This window comes from Glutamicibacter uratoxydans (assembly GCF_006539925.1).
Classification (GTDB): domain Bacteria; phylum Actinomycetota; class Actinomycetes; order Actinomycetales; family Micrococcaceae; genus Glutamicibacter; species Glutamicibacter uratoxydans.
The window spans coordinates 285,760-305,454 of the sequence record NZ_BJNY01000002.1 but is presented as its reverse complement, the minus strand read 5'-3'; the positions used below and the strand labels follow the sequence as shown (position 1 = coordinate 305,454).

The 19,695-nt window shown below is 59.7% G+C and carries 18 protein-coding genes; 10 read left to right on the top strand and 8 right to left on the bottom strand.

From position 1 onward, the window contains the following. The first annotated feature begins 471 nt into the window (after window positions 1-471). From AUR04nite_RS03195 to AUR04nite_RS03180, 4 genes are all read left to right on the top strand, one after another. A complete protein-coding gene (locus AUR04nite_RS03195) occupies window positions 472-1,116 on the top strand; it encodes a GntR family transcriptional regulator (RefSeq protein ID WP_246055313.1) in 645 nt (214 codons plus the stop codon). 284 nt (window positions 1,117-1,400) lie between these two features. Beyond that, window positions 1,401-2,387 carry an ornithine cyclodeaminase family protein gene (locus AUR04nite_RS03190; protein WP_141361846.1) on the top strand — a complete coding sequence of 329 codons (987 nt, stop codon included), beginning with the start codon at window positions 1,401-1,403 and terminating at the stop codon, window positions 2,385-2,387. A gap of 554 nt (window positions 2,388-2,941) precedes the next feature. Further along, complete coding sequence (locus tag AUR04nite_RS18400) at window positions 2,942-5,254, top strand: sigma-70 family RNA polymerase sigma factor (protein WP_141361844.1); 2,313 nt, start codon at window positions 2,942-2,944, stop codon at window positions 5,252-5,254. 14 nt (window positions 5,255-5,268) lie between these two features. Next, complete coding sequence (locus AUR04nite_RS03180) at window positions 5,269-5,793, top strand: ASCH domain-containing protein (protein ID WP_141361842.1); 525 nt, start codon at window positions 5,269-5,271, stop codon at window positions 5,791-5,793. A gap of 79 nt (window positions 5,794-5,872) precedes the next feature. Here AUR04nite_RS03180 and AUR04nite_RS03175 read toward each other — a convergent pair whose 3' ends face one another. The 5 genes from AUR04nite_RS03175 to AUR04nite_RS03155 form a co-directional block, all read right to left on the bottom strand. Then, a complete protein-coding gene (locus AUR04nite_RS03175; protein WP_141361840.1) occupies window positions 5,873-6,271 on the bottom strand; it encodes an SHOCT domain-containing protein in 399 nt (132 codons plus the stop codon). A gap of 151 nt (window positions 6,272-6,422) precedes the next feature. Beyond that, window positions 6,423-6,995 carry a DJ-1/PfpI family protein gene (locus tag AUR04nite_RS03170; RefSeq protein ID WP_141361838.1) on the bottom strand — a complete coding sequence of 191 codons (573 nt, stop codon included), beginning with the start codon at window positions 6,993-6,995 and terminating at the stop codon, window positions 6,423-6,425. A gap of 103 nt (window positions 6,996-7,098) precedes the next feature. After that, window positions 7,099-8,307, bottom strand: coding sequence for a sensor histidine kinase (locus tag AUR04nite_RS03165; RefSeq protein ID WP_141361836.1), 1,209 nt, complete (start codon window positions 8,305-8,307; stop codon window positions 7,099-7,101). A 23-nt stretch (window positions 8,308-8,330) separates the two neighbouring features. Then, window positions 8,331-9,041, bottom strand: coding sequence for a response regulator transcription factor (locus AUR04nite_RS03160; protein ID WP_141361834.1), 711 nt, complete (start codon window positions 9,039-9,041; stop codon window positions 8,331-8,333). After that, entirely contained in the window at window positions 9,038-9,664 is a 627-nt protein-coding gene (locus tag AUR04nite_RS03155) for a hypothetical protein (protein WP_141361832.1), read from the bottom strand. Before AUR04nite_RS03155 ends, AUR04nite_RS03160 begins: the two co-directional genes overlap by 4 nt. A gap of 162 nt (window positions 9,665-9,826) precedes the next feature. On the opposite strand from AUR04nite_RS03155, the gene AUR04nite_RS18395 reads away from it, so the two are divergent. Continuing rightward, window positions 9,827-11,710 (top strand): acyltransferase family protein, encoded by a 1,884-nt coding sequence (locus AUR04nite_RS18395; protein ID WP_170184068.1) that lies wholly within the window; start codon window positions 9,827-9,829, stop codon window positions 11,708-11,710. A 104-nt stretch (window positions 11,711-11,814) separates the two neighbouring features. After that, the gene (locus AUR04nite_RS03145; protein WP_141361828.1) at window positions 11,815-12,111 is read left to right on the top strand and encodes an antibiotic biosynthesis monooxygenase family protein; all 297 of its coding nucleotides are present in this window, start codon (window positions 11,815-11,817) and stop codon (window positions 12,109-12,111) included. Window positions 12,112-12,187: 76 nt separating this feature from the next. Here AUR04nite_RS03145 and AUR04nite_RS03140 read toward each other — a convergent pair whose 3' ends face one another. Next, window positions 12,188-13,165 (bottom strand): alpha/beta hydrolase, encoded by a 978-nt coding sequence (locus tag AUR04nite_RS03140; protein WP_170184067.1) that lies wholly within the window; start codon window positions 13,163-13,165, stop codon window positions 12,188-12,190. 234 nt (window positions 13,166-13,399) lie between these two features. Between AUR04nite_RS03140 and AUR04nite_RS03135 the strand changes: the two genes are divergently transcribed. Together AUR04nite_RS03135 and AUR04nite_RS03130 are read left to right on the top strand one after the other, a co-directional pair. Continuing rightward, entirely contained in the window at window positions 13,400-13,870 is a 471-nt protein-coding gene (locus AUR04nite_RS03135; protein ID WP_141361824.1) for a hypothetical protein, read from the top strand. Window positions 13,871-14,102: 232 nt separating this feature from the next. Further along, window positions 14,103-15,788, top strand: coding sequence for a formate--tetrahydrofolate ligase (locus AUR04nite_RS03130; RefSeq protein ID WP_141361822.1), 1,686 nt, complete (start codon window positions 14,103-14,105; stop codon window positions 15,786-15,788). A gap of 91 nt (window positions 15,789-15,879) precedes the next feature. Here AUR04nite_RS03130 and AUR04nite_RS03125 read toward each other — a convergent pair whose 3' ends face one another. Next, window positions 15,880-16,935 carry a M14 family zinc carboxypeptidase gene (locus tag AUR04nite_RS03125; protein ID WP_246055312.1) on the bottom strand — a complete coding sequence of 352 codons (1,056 nt, stop codon included), beginning with the start codon at window positions 16,933-16,935 and terminating at the stop codon, window positions 15,880-15,882. A gap of 290 nt (window positions 16,936-17,225) precedes the next feature. Here AUR04nite_RS03125 and AUR04nite_RS03120 point away from each other — a divergent pair, with 290 nt between their 5' ends. Next, window positions 17,226-17,792, top strand: coding sequence for a helix-turn-helix domain-containing protein (locus tag AUR04nite_RS03120; protein ID WP_218024625.1), 567 nt, complete (start codon window positions 17,226-17,228; stop codon window positions 17,790-17,792). Between the two features lie 28 nt (window positions 17,793-17,820). After that, window positions 17,821-18,339: a GNAT family N-acetyltransferase gene (locus AUR04nite_RS03115; protein ID WP_141361815.1), complete on the top strand. Its 519-nt coding sequence runs from the start codon at window positions 17,821-17,823 to the stop codon at window positions 18,337-18,339. Window positions 18,340-18,345: 6 nt separating this feature from the next. Here AUR04nite_RS03115 and AUR04nite_RS03110 read toward each other — a convergent pair whose 3' ends face one another. Beyond that, window positions 18,346-19,572: an MFS transporter gene (locus tag AUR04nite_RS03110; RefSeq protein ID WP_246055310.1), complete on the bottom strand. Its 1,227-nt coding sequence runs from the start codon at window positions 19,570-19,572 to the stop codon at window positions 18,346-18,348. Window positions 19,573-19,695 lie beyond the last annotated feature (123 nt).

The window sequence follows — 19,695 nt, the reverse complement described above, 5'->3', positions numbered from 1 at the left end:
CGTCTGAAAGTAGAGATTGATTCTCGTTTGGTTTCGAAAATTGCGATAGAGGGAGTGGTGTTGTTTTTCAATTCACGAAACAAAAGAAAAAGGTTGCCGGTCAAGAGCTCCAAATCAAGCGCTTGACGAAGTGTCTGAGTGTGCTGATTTTGGCGCTATTGCTAAATACTTCCCATTCAGCGGGTTTCTCAATTCTTGTACAAATCACGATTGAATCCCCGCGGTTCAATCTGTTCGGAATCGCGACGCTCGCTGTTTGGCAGATGTTTGTTTTGCTGGACTTGGGGAAAAATAGCGTCGCTAGCAATAGAATTTGGCCTACTCTGAGTATCACGCAAGCCCAGATGGCATACCGGGAACAGCTGAAGGTGCGGTGCGTCGCAGGTAAGGCATCTCACTCGGAATTTTGCGTATTAACGTGAAAAACATGTTGAATTAGAGGAGTACAAGTTAATGCGGAGGAGCAGGCTGTTGGCTGATTCAGAATTCAAACCAGAGTCGTTGCGGGTAACCGAGCGCATCCGCGATGAAATTATTGATGGCGTCCGAGCACCTGGAAGCCGCCTCGTCGAGCGTGAGCTGGCAGAAGAGCTGGGTGTCAGCCGCCTGCCAATCCGCGATGCCCTGCATATTCTGGCCAATGAGGGCCTGATTACTCCGCGTCCTCGAACTTGGGCTGTCGTCCGCGAGTTCTCCGCATCGGATATCGCTGACCTTCAGGAAGTGCGCGAGGCGATGGAGGTTATGACATTCAAGTTGGCAGCTCAGCGCCATACTCGCAACGGCTTGGACGAGTTGCGTGCGGTGCTTGAAACTGAAATTGAGGCATCCAAGAAGCAGGACTACGTTACCGCGCGCCGAGCTGGTGCCAAGTTCCATGAGTTAGTCGTGGGTCTTGCTGGCAACGAGCTGTTGATTGAGCTGCAGGCGGGCCTGTCTTCCCGCATGCGATGGCTACTCTCGCAGCATGACGATCTTGAGATTATGGCCGAAGAGCATGCCCAGATCTTGGAAGCAATGGCCAGTCGGAACCTCGAGCTGGTTGAGCGCTTAGTGCTGCAGCATATTGCTACCAGCAAGGGCAGCGTTGATGAAAAGCGTGCAAGCATGCAGTAGCAACTGCTGATTTCTCGCATCTACCCCTCGCCATTGAAAAATGGCGAGGGGTTTTGTGTCGCTGGGGCATATTCAAGCGGTTGGTATACAGGCGAGACTGTGCTCAGTGATTGATTTTGCGTTGTTGGCAGGGCTTGGAAGTACGAGCCCTACGGCCGTGAGCGTTTGGTATGTGTAATCCTCAACAAAATTTATGTGACACAGATCGCTAAAAAGCTATTTTTGGAATACCAAATTTGTTAGTCTTGATCTAACGGACTCTAAACTCTCGAAAGATGCGGCACATGACTTTAATTCTCAATGCTTCCACCTTGCAAACCGTTCTGGATATGCCTTCAACAGTAGAAGCGGTTGACAAAATCTTCGTCAACATCGGCAATGGCAGCGCCTCGCAGCCTGACCCAACTGCAATGAGCGTCCCATCGGCAGACTCGACTTTCGTATTGATGTCAGCAGTTGGCGGCGAAGAAGGAATTGCCTCGGTCAAGTTGCTTGCCGACATCCCCTCGAATAACGGCCGAGGACTTCCCTCGCAACGCTCGGTGATCGTGCTTGCGGATCATGTCACGGGTGGGCCGTTGGCATTGGTTGACGGTCGGGTGCCCACTCGTATGCGCACTGCGGCCGCGACTGCGGTTGCTACGAAGTACCTTGCGCGCCCGGATTCCCGGGTTCTTGGACTCGTTGGCGCAGGTGCGCTGGCAGTTGCTCACGTCGAGGCGCTCAAATGCGTCATGCAGGTGGACAAGGTCGTTGTGTGGTCCCGAACTAGTGCTCGCATCGAGCAGTTCACTGCTGCAGTTGCCGAATTCGGCGTGCCTGTGGAGCCAGTTGGATCCATCGAAGAAGTATTTGCGGCCAGTGATGTCGTTTGCACATTGACCCCATCCGTTGAGCCGAACATCAAGGGCGAATGGTTCCGCCCGGGACAGCACATTAATGCCGTTGGTGCTCGTCCGCGTCCAAACGAGCGTGAGATTGACGCTGCTGGTATGGCATGCGCCAAAGTTATCGTTGACCACCTCGGCACTTCTAAAGCAAAGTCCGGCGAGTACCTCATGGCGGTTGCCGAAGGGGCAATTACTGAAGGGGACATTGCTGGGGAACTTGGTGACGTAGCTGCCGGAAAGATTCCGGGCCGTGAGAGCGCGGAAGAGATTACTCTGTTCAACTCGGTCGGTATCGGTGCTCTGGACCTTGCCATCAGTCGGGTCGCCTACGATCGCGCCCTAGACCAGGGCCTGGGATTGGATTTTGATCTCTCAAGCTAGAACCGCCTAGGTAAAAGGTTGCCGGCTGGGTTTCTCGACGGAGCTGATAGGTTATCCATCAGGTTCGCCGGGGAACTTTGCTGGTTTAAGGCTCTAGCTACGATACTTTTGCTCTGGAAATGAGCGCGTGTCGAATAATAAAAAAGTTTTTGGGAGTTCGCGTCACGAAATCGTGTCCTGCGCATCTTAATGGTTAGCAGGCTCGGGAATCCTATGGACCACTCGCATGGTCGTTTGATCACCGTAGTGTTGCTACATTGCTACAGCAGTCAAACGGCTTGCATGAAAATCCATGGGGGATGCAAGGTGATTGGCTGCTGAAGCATTTGAGGCAAAGTGTGAAGATCCGCGGTCCTTGTGTTTCAGCGGTTTTTGAGCCCCTGAGAAAACCCTAATAATTTGAAGTATTCGTTTCGTGTTGAAAGTACTAAATTGGTAGGGTCGATACTTGACGGCTATTTCTGACCTGTTCGGTATTGCCACCGGGGAGAGAGCTTTTCTTGTTCTCTAGGCAACCGCAGCCGCTCAGCAGAGGTTGAAATTTTGGGGACGTTATGACAATCGATTCAGATGCGCAGTTTGTTGAGATCAGCGATGCTGACCTGATCCAGGGTGTGCGCGCAGGAAATCGTGATTCTGAAGCCCAACTTTTCCGACGCCACAAGAACATTGCAATCTCTGTTGCCTACCGGCATACCGACACACCTTCCGAAGCCGAAGACATCGTCTCTGAATCGTTCCTCAGAGTATTCAGTGCGATTCGTTCAGGTTCTGGACCTGCCGAATTCTTCCGCGCGTATCTGCTGACTGCCGTCTCACGGGAAGCCTTCTCGCGAAACAAGGCCGCATCAAAGGTTACTGCGGCCGAAAATATTGTCGAATTTGACGCCTCAGATCCGTTTGCAGATGACAATGTAAAACGTGCCGAATCCGGCATTGTCATCCGTGCTTTCAAGTCGTTGCCTGAACGCTGGCGCGAAGTCTTGTGGCACACGGAAATTGAAGATCTGCGTCCTCGAGAAATCGCGCCCATCCTGGGCCTCACTCCCAATGCCGTATCAGCTTTGGCGGTCCGGGCGCGAGAAGGTCTGCGCGAAGCCTATCTCGCAGCACACCTGAATGAGAATCAAGAAGTCGCAGCGAACTGTGTAAAGATCCGACAGCTGTTCCCCTCATTCCTGCGCTCGAACGCGAGCAAAAGGGACCGACAACTGGTCGAGAACCATCTGAAAACCTGCGCGCAGTGTGCTGCAGTGTATGCAGAAATTGAAGAAGTCGGAACGAAGCTCCGCGTTTTTGTCCTCCCTTGGGTCGTAGGCGGTATTACTGCTTTAGGCGTTCCGGCTGCAGGCGGCGTTGCCTCTGCTGGGGCCGCCGGCGTTGGCGGGGCAAGCATTGTTGCTGATCTCGGGGCAGTTTCGGGCACGTCGGCAACTTCTGCGGGCGCGGTAGGGGCGGGCGCACTAAGCGGTGGTGCCATTGCGTTGTTTGCCGCCGTTGCAATCACAGTAGGAGCTTTTGTTGCCGCTGCGGTGGGAATTTACTCGAATGGCGCCGAAGATGACTCTAGGGCGGCACAACGACCGGTAGATTCCGGACAGGTCGTTCCGGGGAATAGCAGCGCACCGAGTGTCGAGGATGTCATCGTCTCGGAGCGAGTTGTTGATGAAACACCGTCAAAAACTCAGACGCCGAGCGCGCCAAAGGAAGAACAGGACAACTCCGAAGTTCTGAAGCCCGATAACGACGTACCAGACTTCATTGCTTTGATCCCAGTATCGACAGCAGAATCCGAAATTACCCCAGAATCCTTCTTCCCGAAGCCTGCCGAAGACAGCTCTACGACCGATCCAGATCAGCCGGAGGATCCTGCGGACGAGCAATCGGAAGCCGTAGAAACACTGCCAACATTGAACCCAAGTGCGGAGCCGACTGATCCGATGGTTGAACCCACTGGTTCGACTGGTGAGTCTAGCGTTCACCCGACAGCCGAGCCTACACACCCAACGGTTGATCCTACTGTCAACCCAACGGTGGATCCGTCCGGGCCGACTGAGCCAACGGAAGAACCGACTGTTGACCCAACCGTAGATCCGACAGTTGATCCGACTGAGGAGCCAACAGATCCTTCAGTTGAGCCAACGCCTGAGCCTACGGAACCGACCATTGATCCAACGGTTGACCCAACGACGGAACCTACGGATCCTACGGTTGATCCCACTGAACCAACGGTGGATCCGACTGAGGAGCCAACAGATCCTTCAGTTGGGCCAACACCGGAACCTACAGATCCTACGGTTGATCCCACTGAACCAACGGTGGATCCTACTGTCGACCCAACCGTAGATCCGACTGAGGAGCCCACAGATCCTTCAGTTGGGCCAACACCGGAACCTACAGATCCTACGGTTGATCCCACTGAACCAACGGTGGATCCTACTGTCGACCCAACCGTAGATCCGACTGAGGAGCCCACAGATCCTTCAGTTGAGCCAACGCCCGAGCCTACGGAACCGACTGTCGAACCCACCGATCCGGCACAAGGTGCAGACATCGGCGATGCATTGGTGAATGTCGAACGAATGTCGGGGCAGAAATTCCCGACCTATGCATTCACCGTGACTCCAAAACAAGGAGTTTCGCAGTACCGCATCGACGTCGGTTTCAGCGACCTTTCCTGGGGACAGGTGGAGATCTTGGGCCACTGCAGGACATTCAACGCAGGCAAAAATGTCATTACTTTGAGCTGTGCTTCTGAAGCTGTTATCAAGGTGGCAATGCCTCCGAGCACAAGCAGGCAAGTGATCTGGATGCAGCGCTCTGGTCAGCCGGGCACGCGGCAAGTGTTTGTCATCAGGCGCTACTAGCTAGGATTGGACCCATGAGTCCTTTACCTGAAGTCAACCTAGATTCTGCCGTCCGGATGTGGCGGGACTATATCGAGTCTCTGGCGCTGGTGGCCGGGGGAGAGCCGCCATATGTAGTCGAGTGCTTTGGCGACAGTGCAGAACTGGCCGATGAGCTGCTGGGCGAAGTCATGCATGGGGTGAAACGAGGAACGTCCTCGCTGGCCAATGAGTACGCCTATTACAACGAAGAAGAACCCAAAGCAGGCAATCACTGGGTGATCTGCGATGGCCGGGGCGAACCTCAGATCATCGTGAAGGTCTTGTCTGTGGAGCGTTCAAGCTTCTTCGAGGTAAGTGAAGAGTTCGCTGCCGCGGAAGGCGAGGGAGATTTGTCGTTGGCTTACTGGCGCCGTGAGCACGAAGCATTTTGGAAGCGGACTCAAGCCGCTATTGGACGGGACTGGTCTCCTGAAATCACTACTCAGCCAGGCGAGGAGCTGCTGCTCGAACGTTTTTCCGTCTGCTGGCCACCAGTGTTGGCCGACAAATCGGCCTAGATGCTTCCAGAATTGCTGATTGTTCTTTAACCGCATCTGGGCTGCCGCGCTCAGCGGCAGCCCAGATGCGGTTAAGTTGCTAGCGCACCGGCAATGCCAGGGCCTTTGCCTTGAGCATCTCAAATTCTTCGGTGGTGATCACACCGTTGTCCAGCAGCTTCTTAGCATCGGCAATGGATTGGGCAGGGGACACCTCTGCCACTGAGCGGATGTAGGACTCTGCTTCACCCTGCGCGCGGCGGGCCTGTGCCACCTGTCGTTCGGCCATGCCTTTGCCTCGCGCAACCAGGTAGACGAGCACTGTGAGGAATGGGATGAAGAAGAGAAAGAGTAGCCACAGCGCCTTGATCCAGCCGTTAAGCGCCTGGTCTCGGAAGAGATCAGAAATGACCGAGAACAGTGCGATTAGGTAGGACACGAAAGCGAAGATCAAAAGGGTGTACCACAACAGGCTCCCCACGTCGCTCAGGATGTTCATCTTGGATTCCTCTCGGTGATGTGCAACGTGATGATGGAATTCTGTTTATCAATTCTCTGATAGAAACAAAACTCCCATTTGATTCGAATACTACATCTCGCTTTATTTTCAGTCGATGAATATTTGACCATGTCTGGGGTAATTTTTGGGGCTAGCTGCTTGTATTCAATTGCTGGGCCAATGCGGTGTCTATGGCTTTGATGAAATGACCGGCTTCTTCGGGCCCGCGAGTGGTGACCAGCGGCCAGTCCAAGGCGGTACAGATCACCACCGGTTCAGCGCGCCATGAGCCACCGGCATTTTCCAGATCTGCGCGAAGCGAAGGGCTGGAAGTCAGCGACTTGCCATTAACAAGTCGAGAATTCACCAGTAGCCAGGGGGCATGACCGGCTGCGGCAATTGGCTTGTGCTCGGCCGCAAAGACATTGACGATGCGCTGGGCAAAAAGGTTGGTGCGCAGCAGATCAGCGTTCAACAATCCTCCGGGGACCAGCAGAAGGTCGTAATCGTGCTCCGAAACTTCTTCCAGGGTTTGATCGGCAGTGAAGCATTGCCCTTCGGCATCCTCGGGGTCCACCGTGTGCACCGGCCCCAGCTCGGGTGCTGCAATGCCGATGAGGGCGCCCGCAGCGTGGAGGTATTCGAGGGGGAGCTTCATGGTATTTTGCTCTACCCCGAGGTTTGAGGCGATTGCCAGTACCCGCGAATCTGCAAGATCTGCCATGTCCTGCGCTCCTTTGGTCTAGAACGTACTTCTAGGTTCGAGGCAGCGCATGGAAGGAACAAGGATCTTGAGGGAATCTGAAGATTTGGCTTGTGCTGCTGCCTCAGCGGCTTTGGCGCAGGGTGATCACTACGCTGGCTCCGGGCTTGTTCGACAAGTGCATCTTTGCACCCATCGCCGCCACGTGGCCGCTGGCAATTGTCATGCCCAGCCCAATGCCGCCGCCCTTGGAGACGAAGCGTTCCGGCCCGGTGGCGAGGATGCTGTTGGGAAAGCCCGGGCCGTGGTCCACGATCTCGATGCGTGAAGGCTCGGTGCGCAAGAGCACCGGGCCCTTGCCATGGGCATGCGCATTATTCAGGATGTTCTCAAGGATCCGTTCCAGGCGTCGGACATCGATCCAGGCCTTGGAATCGGCGGCGTTCAGCTGCACCTCCAGCTCCTGGACTGCTGATCCATTGCGCCCGCTGATCCGCGCAATGATCTGGGAAACTGCCTGGTCCAATGGCAGTTCTACCAGCTCGGCGGCATCGACTCCCGATTCAAGGCGCGAAACCTCCAACAGGTCCTCGACCAGGACGCGCAGCTTGGCCACCCGGTCCTGCACCAGTTCGGCCGGCCGAGAAGGCTCCAGCAGGCTCGCGGCGGTGACGAGCCCGGTCAGCGGGGTGCGCAGTTCATGGGCTAGGTCTGCAGAGAAGCGCTGTTCGGCGGCGATCTTCGCTTTCAGCTCGGCGGCCATGGCATCCACCGCCGAGGCGAACTGGTCCACCTCGTCCCTGCCCGCAAAGGGTTTGCCGATGGCCTGTTCGACGACGATCTCGCGCTGCCCGGAAGCGATGGTGCGGGCAGCGAGGGCGCCGAGCCACAACCTCTTGACGAGCTTGGTCGCCAGCAGGATGCCGAGGGTGGAAACCAGGACCAGCGTGGCGATGCCCGCCCAGAACAGGGCCGCATCCACGCTTGAGCGCATCTGCAGGGAGTTGGTCCATGACACAGACAGGGAGAGCACCGCCGGCTGGGAGCCCAGCTCCACCGGCGCGGCGGCGAAGATGACCGGCGCCCCGTCCAGCGTGCCGCGGTAGGTGACCACCTGGCCGGACTGGGCCGCCTGCATCGCCTTGGCGGGAAGCTTGGGATCGTTGACCGCGGCGCCCAGCACGCTGATGCCCGTCTCATCCAGGATCTTCACCGCCTGCTGCAGGGAGGCGGTTGCCTCGTCGCGCAGCCGGTGCTCTTCCGAGATGTTGATCATCTGGCGCACCAGCAGCGCGGAGACGACCAGAGTGAGCAGCACGGACGCCACCGTCATGAGCGTGATTTTCCAGCGCAGGCTCATGAACTGCCCCCGGCCAGCCGGTAACCGAATCCCCGCACGGTTTCGATGCGCTCGGCCCCGACCTTGCGGCGCAGGCGCTGCATGTGCACGTCGATGACCCGGTGGTCGGCATCCCAGCTGTAGCCCCAGACCTCGGTGAGGATCTCGGTGCGGGACACCACCATGCCCGGTTCGCGGTCGAGCATCAGCAGGATGCGCATCTCGGTGGGAGTGAGGTGGATCTGCCGGCCTTCGAGGCTGACCACCAGCCGGTGCGGGTCGATGGACAGCCCGGGGGCGTGGGCAGGTTCGGACGCCTTCGGCGCGGGCGGCTGCGCGCTGCGCTGGCTGCGGCGCAGCACCGCACGCAGCCGGGCGTCGAGCACCTGCAGGTCGAAGGGCTTGGCCAGGTAGTCGTCGGCGCCGGCGTCCAGCCCGGTGACCATGTCGATGCCTTCGCCGCGGGCGGAGAGCATGATGACAGGCACGCTGCTGAAGCCGCGCAGCTGCTGGCACACCTGGGTGCCGTTCATCGTGGGCAGCATGACATCCAGCAGCACCGCATCCACCGGGTCTTCGGCCTGCAGCTGGCGCAGCAACTCCAGCGCTTCCAGCCCGTCGCCGACGCCCTGGACCTGGTAGCCCAGCCGGGCCAGGCCGATGCCGGTGGCTTCGCGGATGACCTCGTCGTCTTCAACCATGAGCACGCGGATTCCGGTGTTCGTCATTGGCTGCTTCCTTCACTGGGAGTCGGGGCATAGGAACTGGAGAACTTTTCTCCCGGGAAGAACTTGCCGTCCTGGTAGCGGTAGAGCCGCACCGACCAGCCCGAAGGGCAGCACATGGGATCCTCGCTGCGGTAGACCGCCTCCTGCGCCACCAGGCTGCCTTCCTTGCCGGCGCTGAGGTAGACGTCGGAGCCGCCCACCGCCAGGGCCAACTGAGGTGCGCCGTCCTGGTCAGCGATGACAAAGGAGGCGAAGCTGTAGCCGTCGCCCATGGTGTTCAGCGTGTAGATCTGGAAGCGCCGGCCCTGCACCTCGTAGCTGGGAGAAGGGGTGATGCACTTGGCGCAGGTGCTCAGGTATTCGCGGATCTCCGCCGGGTCGCTGCCCTGGGATTCAAGGGACGACAGGTCGGAGTCCAGCAGCAGCTTGCGCACCGCCGCCGGGCCGAAGGGCTTCTCCCACTGGGTATAGTCCTGCTCGCTGGGGGTGCTGGGGGCCGGGCGCACCGGCAGGGCCTTGGTGGCATCGTCTTCAACCCGCAGCGCGTCAGGGCTGGAGCAGGAGACGAGCATGGAGCCCAGCAGCAGCGCTAGGAGGACGCTGATGACGCTGCGCAGTGCCACGGGGGTCCTTTCACTTGGAGTACAGCCCAATTATGCCCGGCGGATGGCCGGAGAACTGCGGAAAACAGCGGTTTTGAACCTGTCGTTTGTGTAACAAAAGCGATGGATTTCCGTCACCGCACCGATGGGCCGCCGTCGCGGCCGGCGGGAAATATTGATGCAGTGAAATCAGAAGCTCCGCTGCCGCAAAGCCAGCCTGCCCGCCCCTTGCGCAATCCAGCCCTGGACGGGCTGCGCGGCATCGCCGTGCTCGCGGTGATGGCCTACCACCTGTGGCCCGAACAGCTGCCCGGCGGCTTCCTGGGCGTTGACCTGTTCTTTGTGCTCAGCGGGTTCCTGATCACCTCCGGGCTGCTCAAGCACCGGGGCGCGCCAGCGCTGCGAGGCTTGGGCGGGTTCTGGGTGCGGCGGGCCAGGCGGCTGCTGCCGGCCATGCTGCTGATGCTCTTGGGGGCAACAGCACTTGCGCTGGCGGCCGGTCCGAACCTGCCGGCGAACCTGCGGGCGCAGTGGATTGGCGCGCTGACCTACACCAGCAACTGGATGCAGATCGCCAGCGGCACCAGCTACTTCACCGCGGCGGACCCTCCCTATTTCCAGCATCTGTGGTCGCTGGCGGTGGAGGAGCAGTTCTACCTGATCTGGCCGCTGGCGCTGCTCCTGCTGGGGCTGCTGGCGGCCTCCCGGCGCCGGCTGACTGTGTGCATCCTGCTGCTTGCCTGCGCTTCGGCGGCCACCATGGCGCTGCTCTACGACCCGGCCGAGGACACTAGCATGCTGTACTTCGGGACTTGGACCCACGGCTTCGGGCTGTTCTTCGGCGCCGCGGCCGCCGCCTGGGCCGATGGCCGGCCCGCCAAGCCCTGGGGCAGGTCCCGCGGCATGCGCCAGCTGGTTCCGGCGCTGCTGTTCGGCCTCATGCTCTGCGCCATCGCGCTGCTGCCCGATACATCTGCCGCAGCCTATCGCGGCGGCATGGCATTGTTCGCGGCAGCCGCTGCGCTGCTGCTCCTGGTTCTGGGGGCGCCGGGCTCGGGGGTCTACCGGCTGCTGGGCGTCCAGCCGCTGCGCTGGGTGGGCAATCGCAGCTATGGGTTGTACCTCTGGCACTGGCCGCTGCTTCTGCTGTGCAAAATGGTCTTTCCCGCCACCGCCCCCAGCGCCGCGGTGCTCTGCGCCATTCCGCTGACATTCCTTGCCGCGGCCGCCTCCTGGCATTTCGTTGAGCAGCGGATCCTGGCTGACGGTTTCAAGGCCACCCTGCGCCGCTGGGGATCTGGCGCGCTGCAGGCTGCCGGGGCGCTGTTCTCCGGGCAGCGGCGCATGGTTCCGGCGGCTCTGGCCATGAGCCTGGCCATGATGGTTCCGGTGGGCATCGTGATGGTGCTGGCCAACTCGCCGGTGCAGACCCAGCTGGAGCAGCAGCTGGCGGCCGCCCAGCAGGAGCTTGCCGGGCAGCAGTTGGAGAAGCGGCCCGAACCTGTCCAGCCGGATTCTGCGCAATCTGAGTCTGTGCAGCCCAGCGACTCGGGGCAGCCGGCATCCCGCGAGAAGGAGCACGCGAAAAAGCACGGGTACCGGGGCAGGGATGTGGTGGCGCTGGGAGATTCGGTGATGCTTGCTTCCTCGCCGCAGCTGCTCAAGGCGCTGCCGGGAATATTCATCGATGCCCGCGTCGGAGCCCAGGTGTGGGATGTGCTGCCCAAGCTGCGGGCCATGAAGCAGGCAGGCACGCTGCGTCCGGTGGTGGTGCTGGGCCTTGGCACGAACGGCGACTTCCAGGACTCGGCGCTGGAGCAGATCCGCAGGGCCATCGGGCCGCGGCGCGAGCTGCTGCTGGTCACTGCCTATGCACCGCGCAGCTGGGTGGACTCGGTCAACCAGAAGTACCGGCAGGCGGAAGCGGAGCAGAAGCACACCCATGTGGTCGACTGGGCGGATGTTGCGCCAGGCGTGGACGACCTGGCCCCTGACCGCATCCACCCGGGACCGCACGGGGGCGCCAAGTATGCCAAGCTGCTCAAGGACGCGGTCAAGGAGCTGTAACGGTGTTCCGTGCGTCATGTACTGAGTACTGGCACAGGCGGCGGGCGTAGGCTGGAATCGGTAGCATCCACACCCGGAAAATACCGGGTCACGAAAGGTGAGACATGTCGATTGTCGTCATTAATGCCCTGTCCATTCCGGGCGAAGCAGGCCCCGAATTAGAAGCGCGCTTTGCCGCCCGCAAGCACTCGGTGGATTCCGAGCCAGGCTTTGAAGGCTTCAAGCTGCTGCGCCCGGTCAACGGCGAAGACCGCTACTTCGTCTACACCCAGTGGGCTACCCGAGAGGACTTCGAGAACTGGCGTTCCAAGCGCTCGGATGCCGCGCACAGCCACAATGACGCAAAGAAGCCGGTAGCCACCGGCGCGGAGCTGATGGAATTCGAGATCGTCGAGCTCTAAGGCTCCGGAACGCATCTTAAATGCCTCAGGCTCCCAGCAATGCTGGGAGCCTGAGGCATTCTCTGCTTGGTGGAAGCTACTGCCGCAGCGAAGCGGCGAAGTCCACCGCCGCCCGGGAGATCTGCTGGCGGGCTTCGTCGTGGGAGATGGTTGCGGTGCCGTCACCCGCCTGGGTGCCGTAGTCGCCGAAGAATGCATGGGTGCCCCCGGCGATTTCAAGGAACTTTGCATCGGCGGGCAGCAGGGCCTTGGATTCCTTGATCTCAGCCTCGGTGGCCAGCAGGTCTTCGGAGCCTGAAATCGAGAGCACCGGCAGCATGGTGGAGCTCATGTCGGCCGAGGGGTAGGAGGCGAAGAGCAGCAGCGCTGCAACCGGCCGGTCGGCGTCATAGGCAAAGGTCTGGGCATCGGAGGCCGCCGCCACGCCGCCCAGCGAATGCCCGCCAACAACCCACTTGTCGATTGATTCGTGCTTCATCTGCGCCGATTCAAAGGCGGTCATGGCAAGGAACGCAATGTTCAGTGGCTGCTTGGGGATCACCACCGTGTGCCCTGACTCGGCCAGCGGGCGCAGCACCTCCGCATAGGCGCGGGCATCGACCAGGGCGCCGGGCTGGAAGAAGACTCCCAGCTGCCCGTCGCCGCCCGCCGGGGCGAGCACAATATCGGTGGCAGTCTCGGTGACGGTGACCGTGGCATCCGAGTCCATGGCCGCCAGCGCAGGCTGCACAGCGGCCGCGGGGATCAGCCAGCACAGTCCTGCCAGCAGCAGGACCATGAAGGCGGAGCCGATGACGCGCAAGGCTTTGAGCCCCTTGGGCGCGGCCAGCGGTCGGCGCCAGGAGAAGACCAGCACCAGCAGGCTGATGAGGATGGTGGAGCCCAGGAACACCGCGTAGAGCGGGTGCCCGTGGACCAGCATGTCCCCGGTGAGCGCCGCCGCCACGGCCGGGACGATGACCCCGGCGAGGGCCATGAGGCGGGTGAGCCACCCAAAAGCCTTGTCGGCGCCGGACGCCGGAGCGGCGGTAACAGGCTGTTTGGGGTTCTCCACGGTGGCTCCTTGGGCTTTGGCTGGCGGCCCCTCAGGCGGGGCACTGACGGCACAAGATTCTACCAGCCGTAGAAAAACGGCGGCGCGGGTACGGCGCGGCCTCCGACTGTAGGCGGAGAACCAGCCGGCGATAATCCCTCGTGAGATCGAGTTGGTCTTTAGGGCGTTTCTGTAGGGTGGAGATATCGACAGCGCCGTCAAAGACTATTTGCAAACATCATGAGGAGATCTCCAATGTCCAGCACCAAGACCGGCCACCGAGTATTCAAATCAGCAGCTATTGGCGGCGCAGCACTGGCGTTTGCCATCGGAGCCACCGGCTGCAGCGCGGTCCAGGATTTCCAGAAGTCCACCTCGGATGCATGGTCAGTGACTTATGAAGTCAGCGTCACCGGCGGCGACACCAAGACGGTCAATGACGTGAAGTACCTGGAAGCCGAGAAGCGCGGCGAAGACTCCGTAGAGAAGACTTCGGTTTCCGAGACAACCACCCCGGACAAGAAGGCCAAGGGCGCCGCGGCGTGGAGCGTCGAATCGATTGTCACTGCAGAGAAGAAGGCGGCAGTCAGCGCAACCCCTGGCAAGGGTGCAACCGCCACCTGCAAGATCCTGCTCGACGGAGTCAAGGAGATCGCGTCGAACACCGGTGCCCCAGGCGAGCGGGTCGACTGCTCGGTCGACACCCCAGCCTTCGCGAAGAAGTAGACAACTAAGAGTTCAATAAAGCGCCAGTCCGTTGCGGGCTGGCGCTTTTGCGTCAGCTCAGAGTCGTATTTGGCGAATCTCGACATTTCTAGGGGAAAGTCGGAGGAGAACCACCACACTGGGTCTGCCCCTTCTCGCACAGTGGTGGTAGCTTGAGGTTAATCGAGGAAACCGAAGCAGGTTTGGCCATCCTCAACTCCCGGAATACTGCAGAACAGACAGGGGACACACGATGACCGAGACACCACAAATCGACATGAGCGATCTAGGAATTGCTTCCCGCGCGGTGCTCAAGCCAATTACGCAGATCGCCGCCGCAGCGGGAATCCCGGAAGATGCGGTCGAGTCCTATGGCAGATTCAAAGCCAAGGTAGACCCGGCACTGGTGCCCACGCGAAATGTCGGACTCGGAAAAGTGGTCTTGGTCAGCGGAATGTCGCCGACGCCTGCAGGAGAAGGAAAATCCACCATGGTGGTGGGACTGGGCGACGCGCTGGCGGCAACCGGAAGAAAAACCATCATCGCGCTGCGCGAGCCATCGGTGGGCCCGAGCTTCGGCATGAAGGGCGGAGCGACCGGCGGCGGCTACTCCCAGGTGCTGCCGATGGATGAGATCAACCTACATTTCAACGGCGACTTCCACGCAATCACCAGCGCCAACAACCTGTTGATGGCTTTGATCGACAACCACCTGCACCAGGGCAACGCGCTGGGCATCGACCCGCAGCGCATTACTTTCAAGCGCGTCATAGACATGAACGACCGCGCCCTGCGCCACGTGGTGATCGGCTTGGGCTCGCCTTCTGACGGAGTCACCCGGGAAACCGGCTTTGAAATCACCGTAGCCTCTGAAGTCATGGCGGTCTTCTGCCTGGCCACCGGACTGGAAGACTTGCGCGCACGACTTGGCCGCATGACCATCGGCTACACCTACGACAAGAAGCCGGTCACGGTAGACGACATCGGAGCCACCGGCTCCATGACCCTGCTGCTCAAGGACGCCATCAAGCCGAACCTGGTGCAGACCATCGGCGGGACGCCTGCATTCATCCACGGCGGCCCCTTCGCCAACATCGCCCACGGCTGCAACTCGGCTATCGCCACCAACACCGCGCGGGCGCTCGCCGATCTCGTGGTCACCGAGGCCGGATTCGGCACCGATCTGGGCGCCGAGAAGTTCATGGACATCAAGGCCCGCTATGCCGACTGCCCTCCGTCAGCTGTAGTTGTCGTGGCGACCATCCGAGCACTGAAGATGAACGGCGGAGTGCAGCTTGCAGATCTGCACAACGAGGATGTCGCCGCCGTGCAGGCAGGCTTGGCGAACCTCGCAAAGCACGCTTCGAACATCTTGAAGTTCGGCATCCAGCCGGTGATCGGCATCAACCGCTTCGCCACGGACACCGATGCAGAATTGGCGGCTGTTGCCGATTGGGCCAAATCGCAGGGCATTGAATGCGCTGTCGCAGATGTCTGGGGCCAAGGCGGAGAAGGGGCCGGAGAGCTGGCAGCAGCAGTGCTGCGGGCCATCGAAGTTCCATCGAATTTCGCTCCGCTGTATGAGCTGGACATGCCTGTCGAAGAGAAGATCTTGACGGTGGCACGCGAGATGTATGGAGCTGCGGGCGTCGAGTATTCTGCTGGAGCCAAGCGCACCTTGGAACAGATCCATGACAATGGGTGGGACAATCTTCCGGTCTGCATCGCCAAGACCCAGTATTCCTTCTCGGATGACCCCAAGGCCTTGGGAGCAGCCCAAGGATTCCAACTGCAGGTCAGGGAATTGATTCCCAAGACCGGTGCTGGGTTCATCGTTGCGATCACCGGAGTGATCACCACGATGCCTGGCCTGCCCAAGGTGCCGGCCGCCATGCACATGGACGTGGATGCGCAGGGCAACGCGGTAGGCCTCTCCTAGAAACAGGAACAGGAACAGGAACGCGAAGGCGGCGGTGCAACAGAGAATCCGTTGCACCGCCGCCTTCTGTCCTGCTTGGCTAGGTCAGAGCCTACTCATCGGTTTTGGTGTTGGGCAGGTATTCCTGCTCTGGGAGGGTGTCCCAGAAGGAAGTATCTGCAGTTTCCACCGAGCCGTCGGAGATCGCCTTGATGACGCTCTCCAAGGTCAGGATGGTCTGCTGGCGAAGGTAGCCGTTGGACTTCTGGCCCAGGACTGATCCCGGGTTGCTGTGGTCGCTCATGCCGCGCATCTCGAAGAGCAGTGTGGAGATGTCGTATTCCGCCGCGATGCCGTTGCGGGCGATCGTGTTGGCGGTGCCGCCCGCATACTTGCCCAGGTGGCCCCAGCCGGTGCCATCCACGTTCTGGTAGACGATGGAGCCCAAGCGCTTGGAGCCCTCGAGCACTTCAGGCTTCACGTCAGGCGTGGTGGGGTAGAGGATGGATCCGGAGACCAGCTTTCCATCCACTGCCGAACGGGTTCCCTGGTGGTGAAGATCGATCATGTAGTCGATGTCGTAGGCGGAAAGCACGTTGTTGTGCAGTGCCTGGATTTCAGGCTGGGTCTTCGCGACGTGGTCTCGGTTGATGTCGACGTTGTTCGCGTTGTAGCGGGTGAGGTGGCGGTCGCCAGAGGCCAGGTAGTCGCCGAGGTCGAAGTCCACGTCTCCCATGGCGCCGTCCGGGTTGAGCATTGGGACGACCAGGATATTGATGTTCTTGAGGGTATCCTTCATCCGCCCGGTGCCCAGATGCTTGATAACCTCCAGCGCGCCTTCGGTGGTCAGCTGTTCATTGCCATGCTGCTGGGTCAGGAACAGCACCGTTGGGTTTGCAGGGTCGGAGAGGTACTTGGCTACGAACAGGTCGCGGCCCTTGACGGACTGGCCGATGACATCCAGCTCCATTGCCGGCTGTTTTGCATCCTGCTTGCGCAGTTCTGCGGCCATCGAGTCATAGGTATGCAGGATGGAAGTGTTGATGGTTTCGTTGCCGTTGTAGTCCGGACCGTTGCCGACGGCGGAAGCAGGGGCTCCGGAGAGCCCGATCATTAAGGCTGCCGCAGCAGTACCGCAAGTGAGCTTCTTGAGAACGGAGGAGCTCATGCTTGTGTGCTTGGTAGTCATTAAATCGCTTTCTGGTTGTGACGCTGCAGATCCCCATCGCACGCGTGATGTAGGTCACTTAATCATGAGTCTGAAGGTAAAGCAATCAATGCACCGGATGTTTCGCGCAGTGCTTACGTTTTTTCTTCGCAGATGAAACTGCTGTGGATCTTGAAATGGCGAGTGGTGGCGATGGCGTGTCGCTCGCGCTGTTGAAACGCTGGGATCAGGTGAAGCAATAGATCTTATATAGTGGAATTATTGATCACTATAGTGGCATGGGGTTATTGATGGATGAATTGAGCATGGGGCTTGCCTGGGCGGTGAAAACCGCGAGGATGAACAGGTCGTTGACGGTTGAGGCGCTGGCAGAGCTCAGCGGGGTATCTCGCGCAATGATCTCCAAAATCGAGCGATCCGAAGCCCAGCCCACAGCAGTCCTGCTTTCAAAGCTGGCAACGGCTTTCGGGCTGACGCTCTCCGAACTCATAGTGCAGGCTGAGGGAAACCAGGAACGCGTCAGCCGCGCTGGGGAGCAGGCGCTGTGGACGGATCCGGAGACCGGCTACACGAGAAGGGCGATCTCTCCGGCATCCAGCCCGTCGCTGGAACTGGTTGAAATCGTTCTTCCTGCAGGAGCCGAAGTCAGCTATCCGCAGGCTGCTTACCAATTCACGGATCAGCAGATCTGGGTCGTCTCCGGGAAGCTGCGCTTCCGCGAAGGAGATGAAATCCATGAATTATCGGCGGGGGACTGCCTGCAGTTAGGCGCTGCCGCAGACTGCACCTTCAGCAATCCTGGCGGCAGGAGCTGCCGCTATCTTGTGGTGCTGAACAAAATGAAGCCAACCCTCTAAAACAGCCACAGCAGAGCAAGGACACAACATGAAGATTCGTGCGGCACGCATCGAGGATATGCCGGCAGTTACCGCCATCCACAACGATGCAGTCGTGAACACCACCGCAATCTGGACGGAATCGACGGCTGACGTTGCCGACCGCGAGCAATGGCTGGATGAACGGACTCAGTCGGGATTCCCGGTATTCGTTGCAGTGGATGAAATCCAAGATGTGGTGGGGTTCGCCAGCTATGGTCCCTGGCGGGCGAAAGAAGGATACCGACTGACGGTGGAGCATTCCGTGTACGTTCGTTCGGACCAGCAGGGCAAAGGCGTAGGCAAAGAACTGATGATCGCATTGATCCAGGAGGCTAAAACTGCCGGGCTTCATGCGATGGTTGCCGGTGTCGAAGCGCAGAATGTCGGCTCCATCAAACTTCACGAGAAGCTCGGCTTTGAACAAGTAGGCCTGCTCAAGCAGGTGGGGCAGAAATTCGGACGCTGGCTGGATCTGGCGTTCTTACAGCTGACCCTTGATCAGCGCGAGTCACCTGACGCCAGCTGACCAGTGTTAGTGCGCATTCATCTGCGCAAAAGGTGAGTTCTTGCGGGCAAGACCCAAGGTCAGCAGGATTCCGATCAGGGCAAAGCTGCAGGTCATCCACCAGGTCGAATTCCACCCGCCTGTCAGCGTTGCCATGGCGGCAAGGAGCATTGGCCCCGTGAAGTTTCCGACGTTGAAGATCTGCTGAATCAAGCCCATCGAGGCAGGCGCTGAACCGCCAATCGGGGCGAGGTCTACTGCTACGCGAGTCATGGTGGTGGGGATCGTGGCGCCGCTCAGCGAGAACAGTCCCACGGCAATCATCTGGATCCACAACAGCTGCGCTGGGTAGTTGAAGATAAAGGTCAGTGTGGATGTCGCCGCCATGAGGATAAACCCGACGATCAGCAGCGTCTTGCCGTTGACCCTGCGGTGCAGCAAGCTTCCACTGATAATGGCGCCCACGGCATTCAGCCCGCCAACTGTGGCGGAGATGAAACCGCCTGCCACCGGAGATAATCCAAAGCCTTCGTAGATGGTGGGGAGGAACCCGATCACCGCCATCCACTGGACTGTGTAGCAGCCGAAGATCAGGCCGCTGACCCACACCCTTGGGGACCTGGCGGTGATGGCAATGCGCTGTGCGGCTTCGCGCATGCGCACGGCGCCGGCAGGCTGATCTGCGCTGACGAACCTGAGCACCAGCGGAATCGGGAGCAGTGTCAGCACCGCAAGAATTAGCCACCACGTGGTCCATAAAAGATGCTGGAGTACCAGGGCCGTGCTGAAGACGCCTGCGAAGGTTGCCATGCCCATGTAGGCCGCCCACCAGCCCACCGCCATATTCATATTCTTCAGCGGCGCGTGCAGACGCACCAGTCCGGGTCCCATCACCGTGGTCATGATGACGCCGGCTCCCTCAAGGATTCTTGTGGCCAGAAGGACGCCGGCATTAGGAGAGAACGCTCCAAGAGCTGATCCAACTGCCAGGAGCACCAACCCGAGCAGCAGTGTTCTTCGCTGCGAGATCACCTCGGCCAGCAGCGAGATGACCAGGCCTCCCACCATGCCGGCTACCTGGACTACGCCAAGCAGGGTGCCGGCAAACAGCAGCGAGAACCCTAGCTGTTCCTGAATCACCGGCAGTGCAGGGGAGAGCTTCCAAATGTGGAGTCCAGCCATCACCCCTGCTGCCACGATGATAATCCACGCGGCATTGGTGCGTGGATGGGCTTGCTGCGACGCTGCAGACACTGGCTTTTGCCTCCTTACAGGAAGGAACTCGACTATTTTCCCGGTGTTTCCCTCTGAGGGGATTGTTCCACGAGCGCTTTGTGGCACCCATATCGAACTACAATCGGGCGCGTATCAATCAAA

Excerpts from the sequence above, each read along its gene's own strand:
- AUR04nite_RS03135 (WP_141361824.1), top strand. The coding sequence starts at position 13,400 with ATGTCCAGCACCAAGACCGGCCACCGAGTATTCAAATCAGCAGCTATT.
- AUR04nite_RS03130 (WP_141361822.1), top strand. The coding sequence starts at position 14,103 with ATGACCGAGACACCACAAATCGACATGAGCGATCTAGGAATTGCTTCC.
- AUR04nite_RS03115 (WP_141361815.1), top strand. The coding sequence starts at position 17,821 with ATGAAGATTCGTGCGGCACGCATCGAGGATATGCCGGCAGTTACCGCC.
- AUR04nite_RS03175 (WP_141361840.1), bottom strand. The coding sequence starts at position 6,271 with ATGAACATCCTGAGCGACGTGGGGAGCCTGTTGTGGTACACCCTTTTG.
- AUR04nite_RS03190 (WP_141361846.1), top strand. The coding sequence starts at position 1,401 with ATGACTTTAATTCTCAATGCTTCCACCTTGCAAACCGTTCTGGATATG.
- AUR04nite_RS03120 (WP_218024625.1), top strand. The coding sequence starts at position 17,226 with ATGGATGAATTGAGCATGGGGCTTGCCTGGGCGGTGAAAACCGCGAGG.
- AUR04nite_RS03165 (WP_141361836.1), bottom strand. The coding sequence starts at position 8,307 with ATGACGGTGGCGTCCGTGCTGCTCACTCTGGTCGTCTCCGCGCTGCTG.
- AUR04nite_RS03125 (WP_246055312.1), bottom strand. The coding sequence starts at position 16,935 with ATGAGCTCCTCCGTTCTCAAGAAGCTCACTTGCGGTACTGCTGCGGCA.
- AUR04nite_RS03170 (WP_141361838.1), bottom strand. The coding sequence starts at position 6,995 with ATGGCAGATCTTGCAGATTCGCGGGTACTGGCAATCGCCTCAAACCTC.
- AUR04nite_RS18400 (WP_141361844.1), top strand. The coding sequence starts at position 2,942 with ATGACAATCGATTCAGATGCGCAGTTTGTTGAGATCAGCGATGCTGAC.
- AUR04nite_RS03160 (WP_141361834.1), bottom strand. The coding sequence starts at position 9,041 with ATGACGAACACCGGAATCCGCGTGCTCATGGTTGAAGACGACGAGGTC.
- AUR04nite_RS03145 (WP_141361828.1), top strand. The coding sequence starts at position 11,815 with ATGTCGATTGTCGTCATTAATGCCCTGTCCATTCCGGGCGAAGCAGGC.
- AUR04nite_RS03180 (WP_141361842.1), top strand. The coding sequence starts at position 5,269 with ATGAGTCCTTTACCTGAAGTCAACCTAGATTCTGCCGTCCGGATGTGG.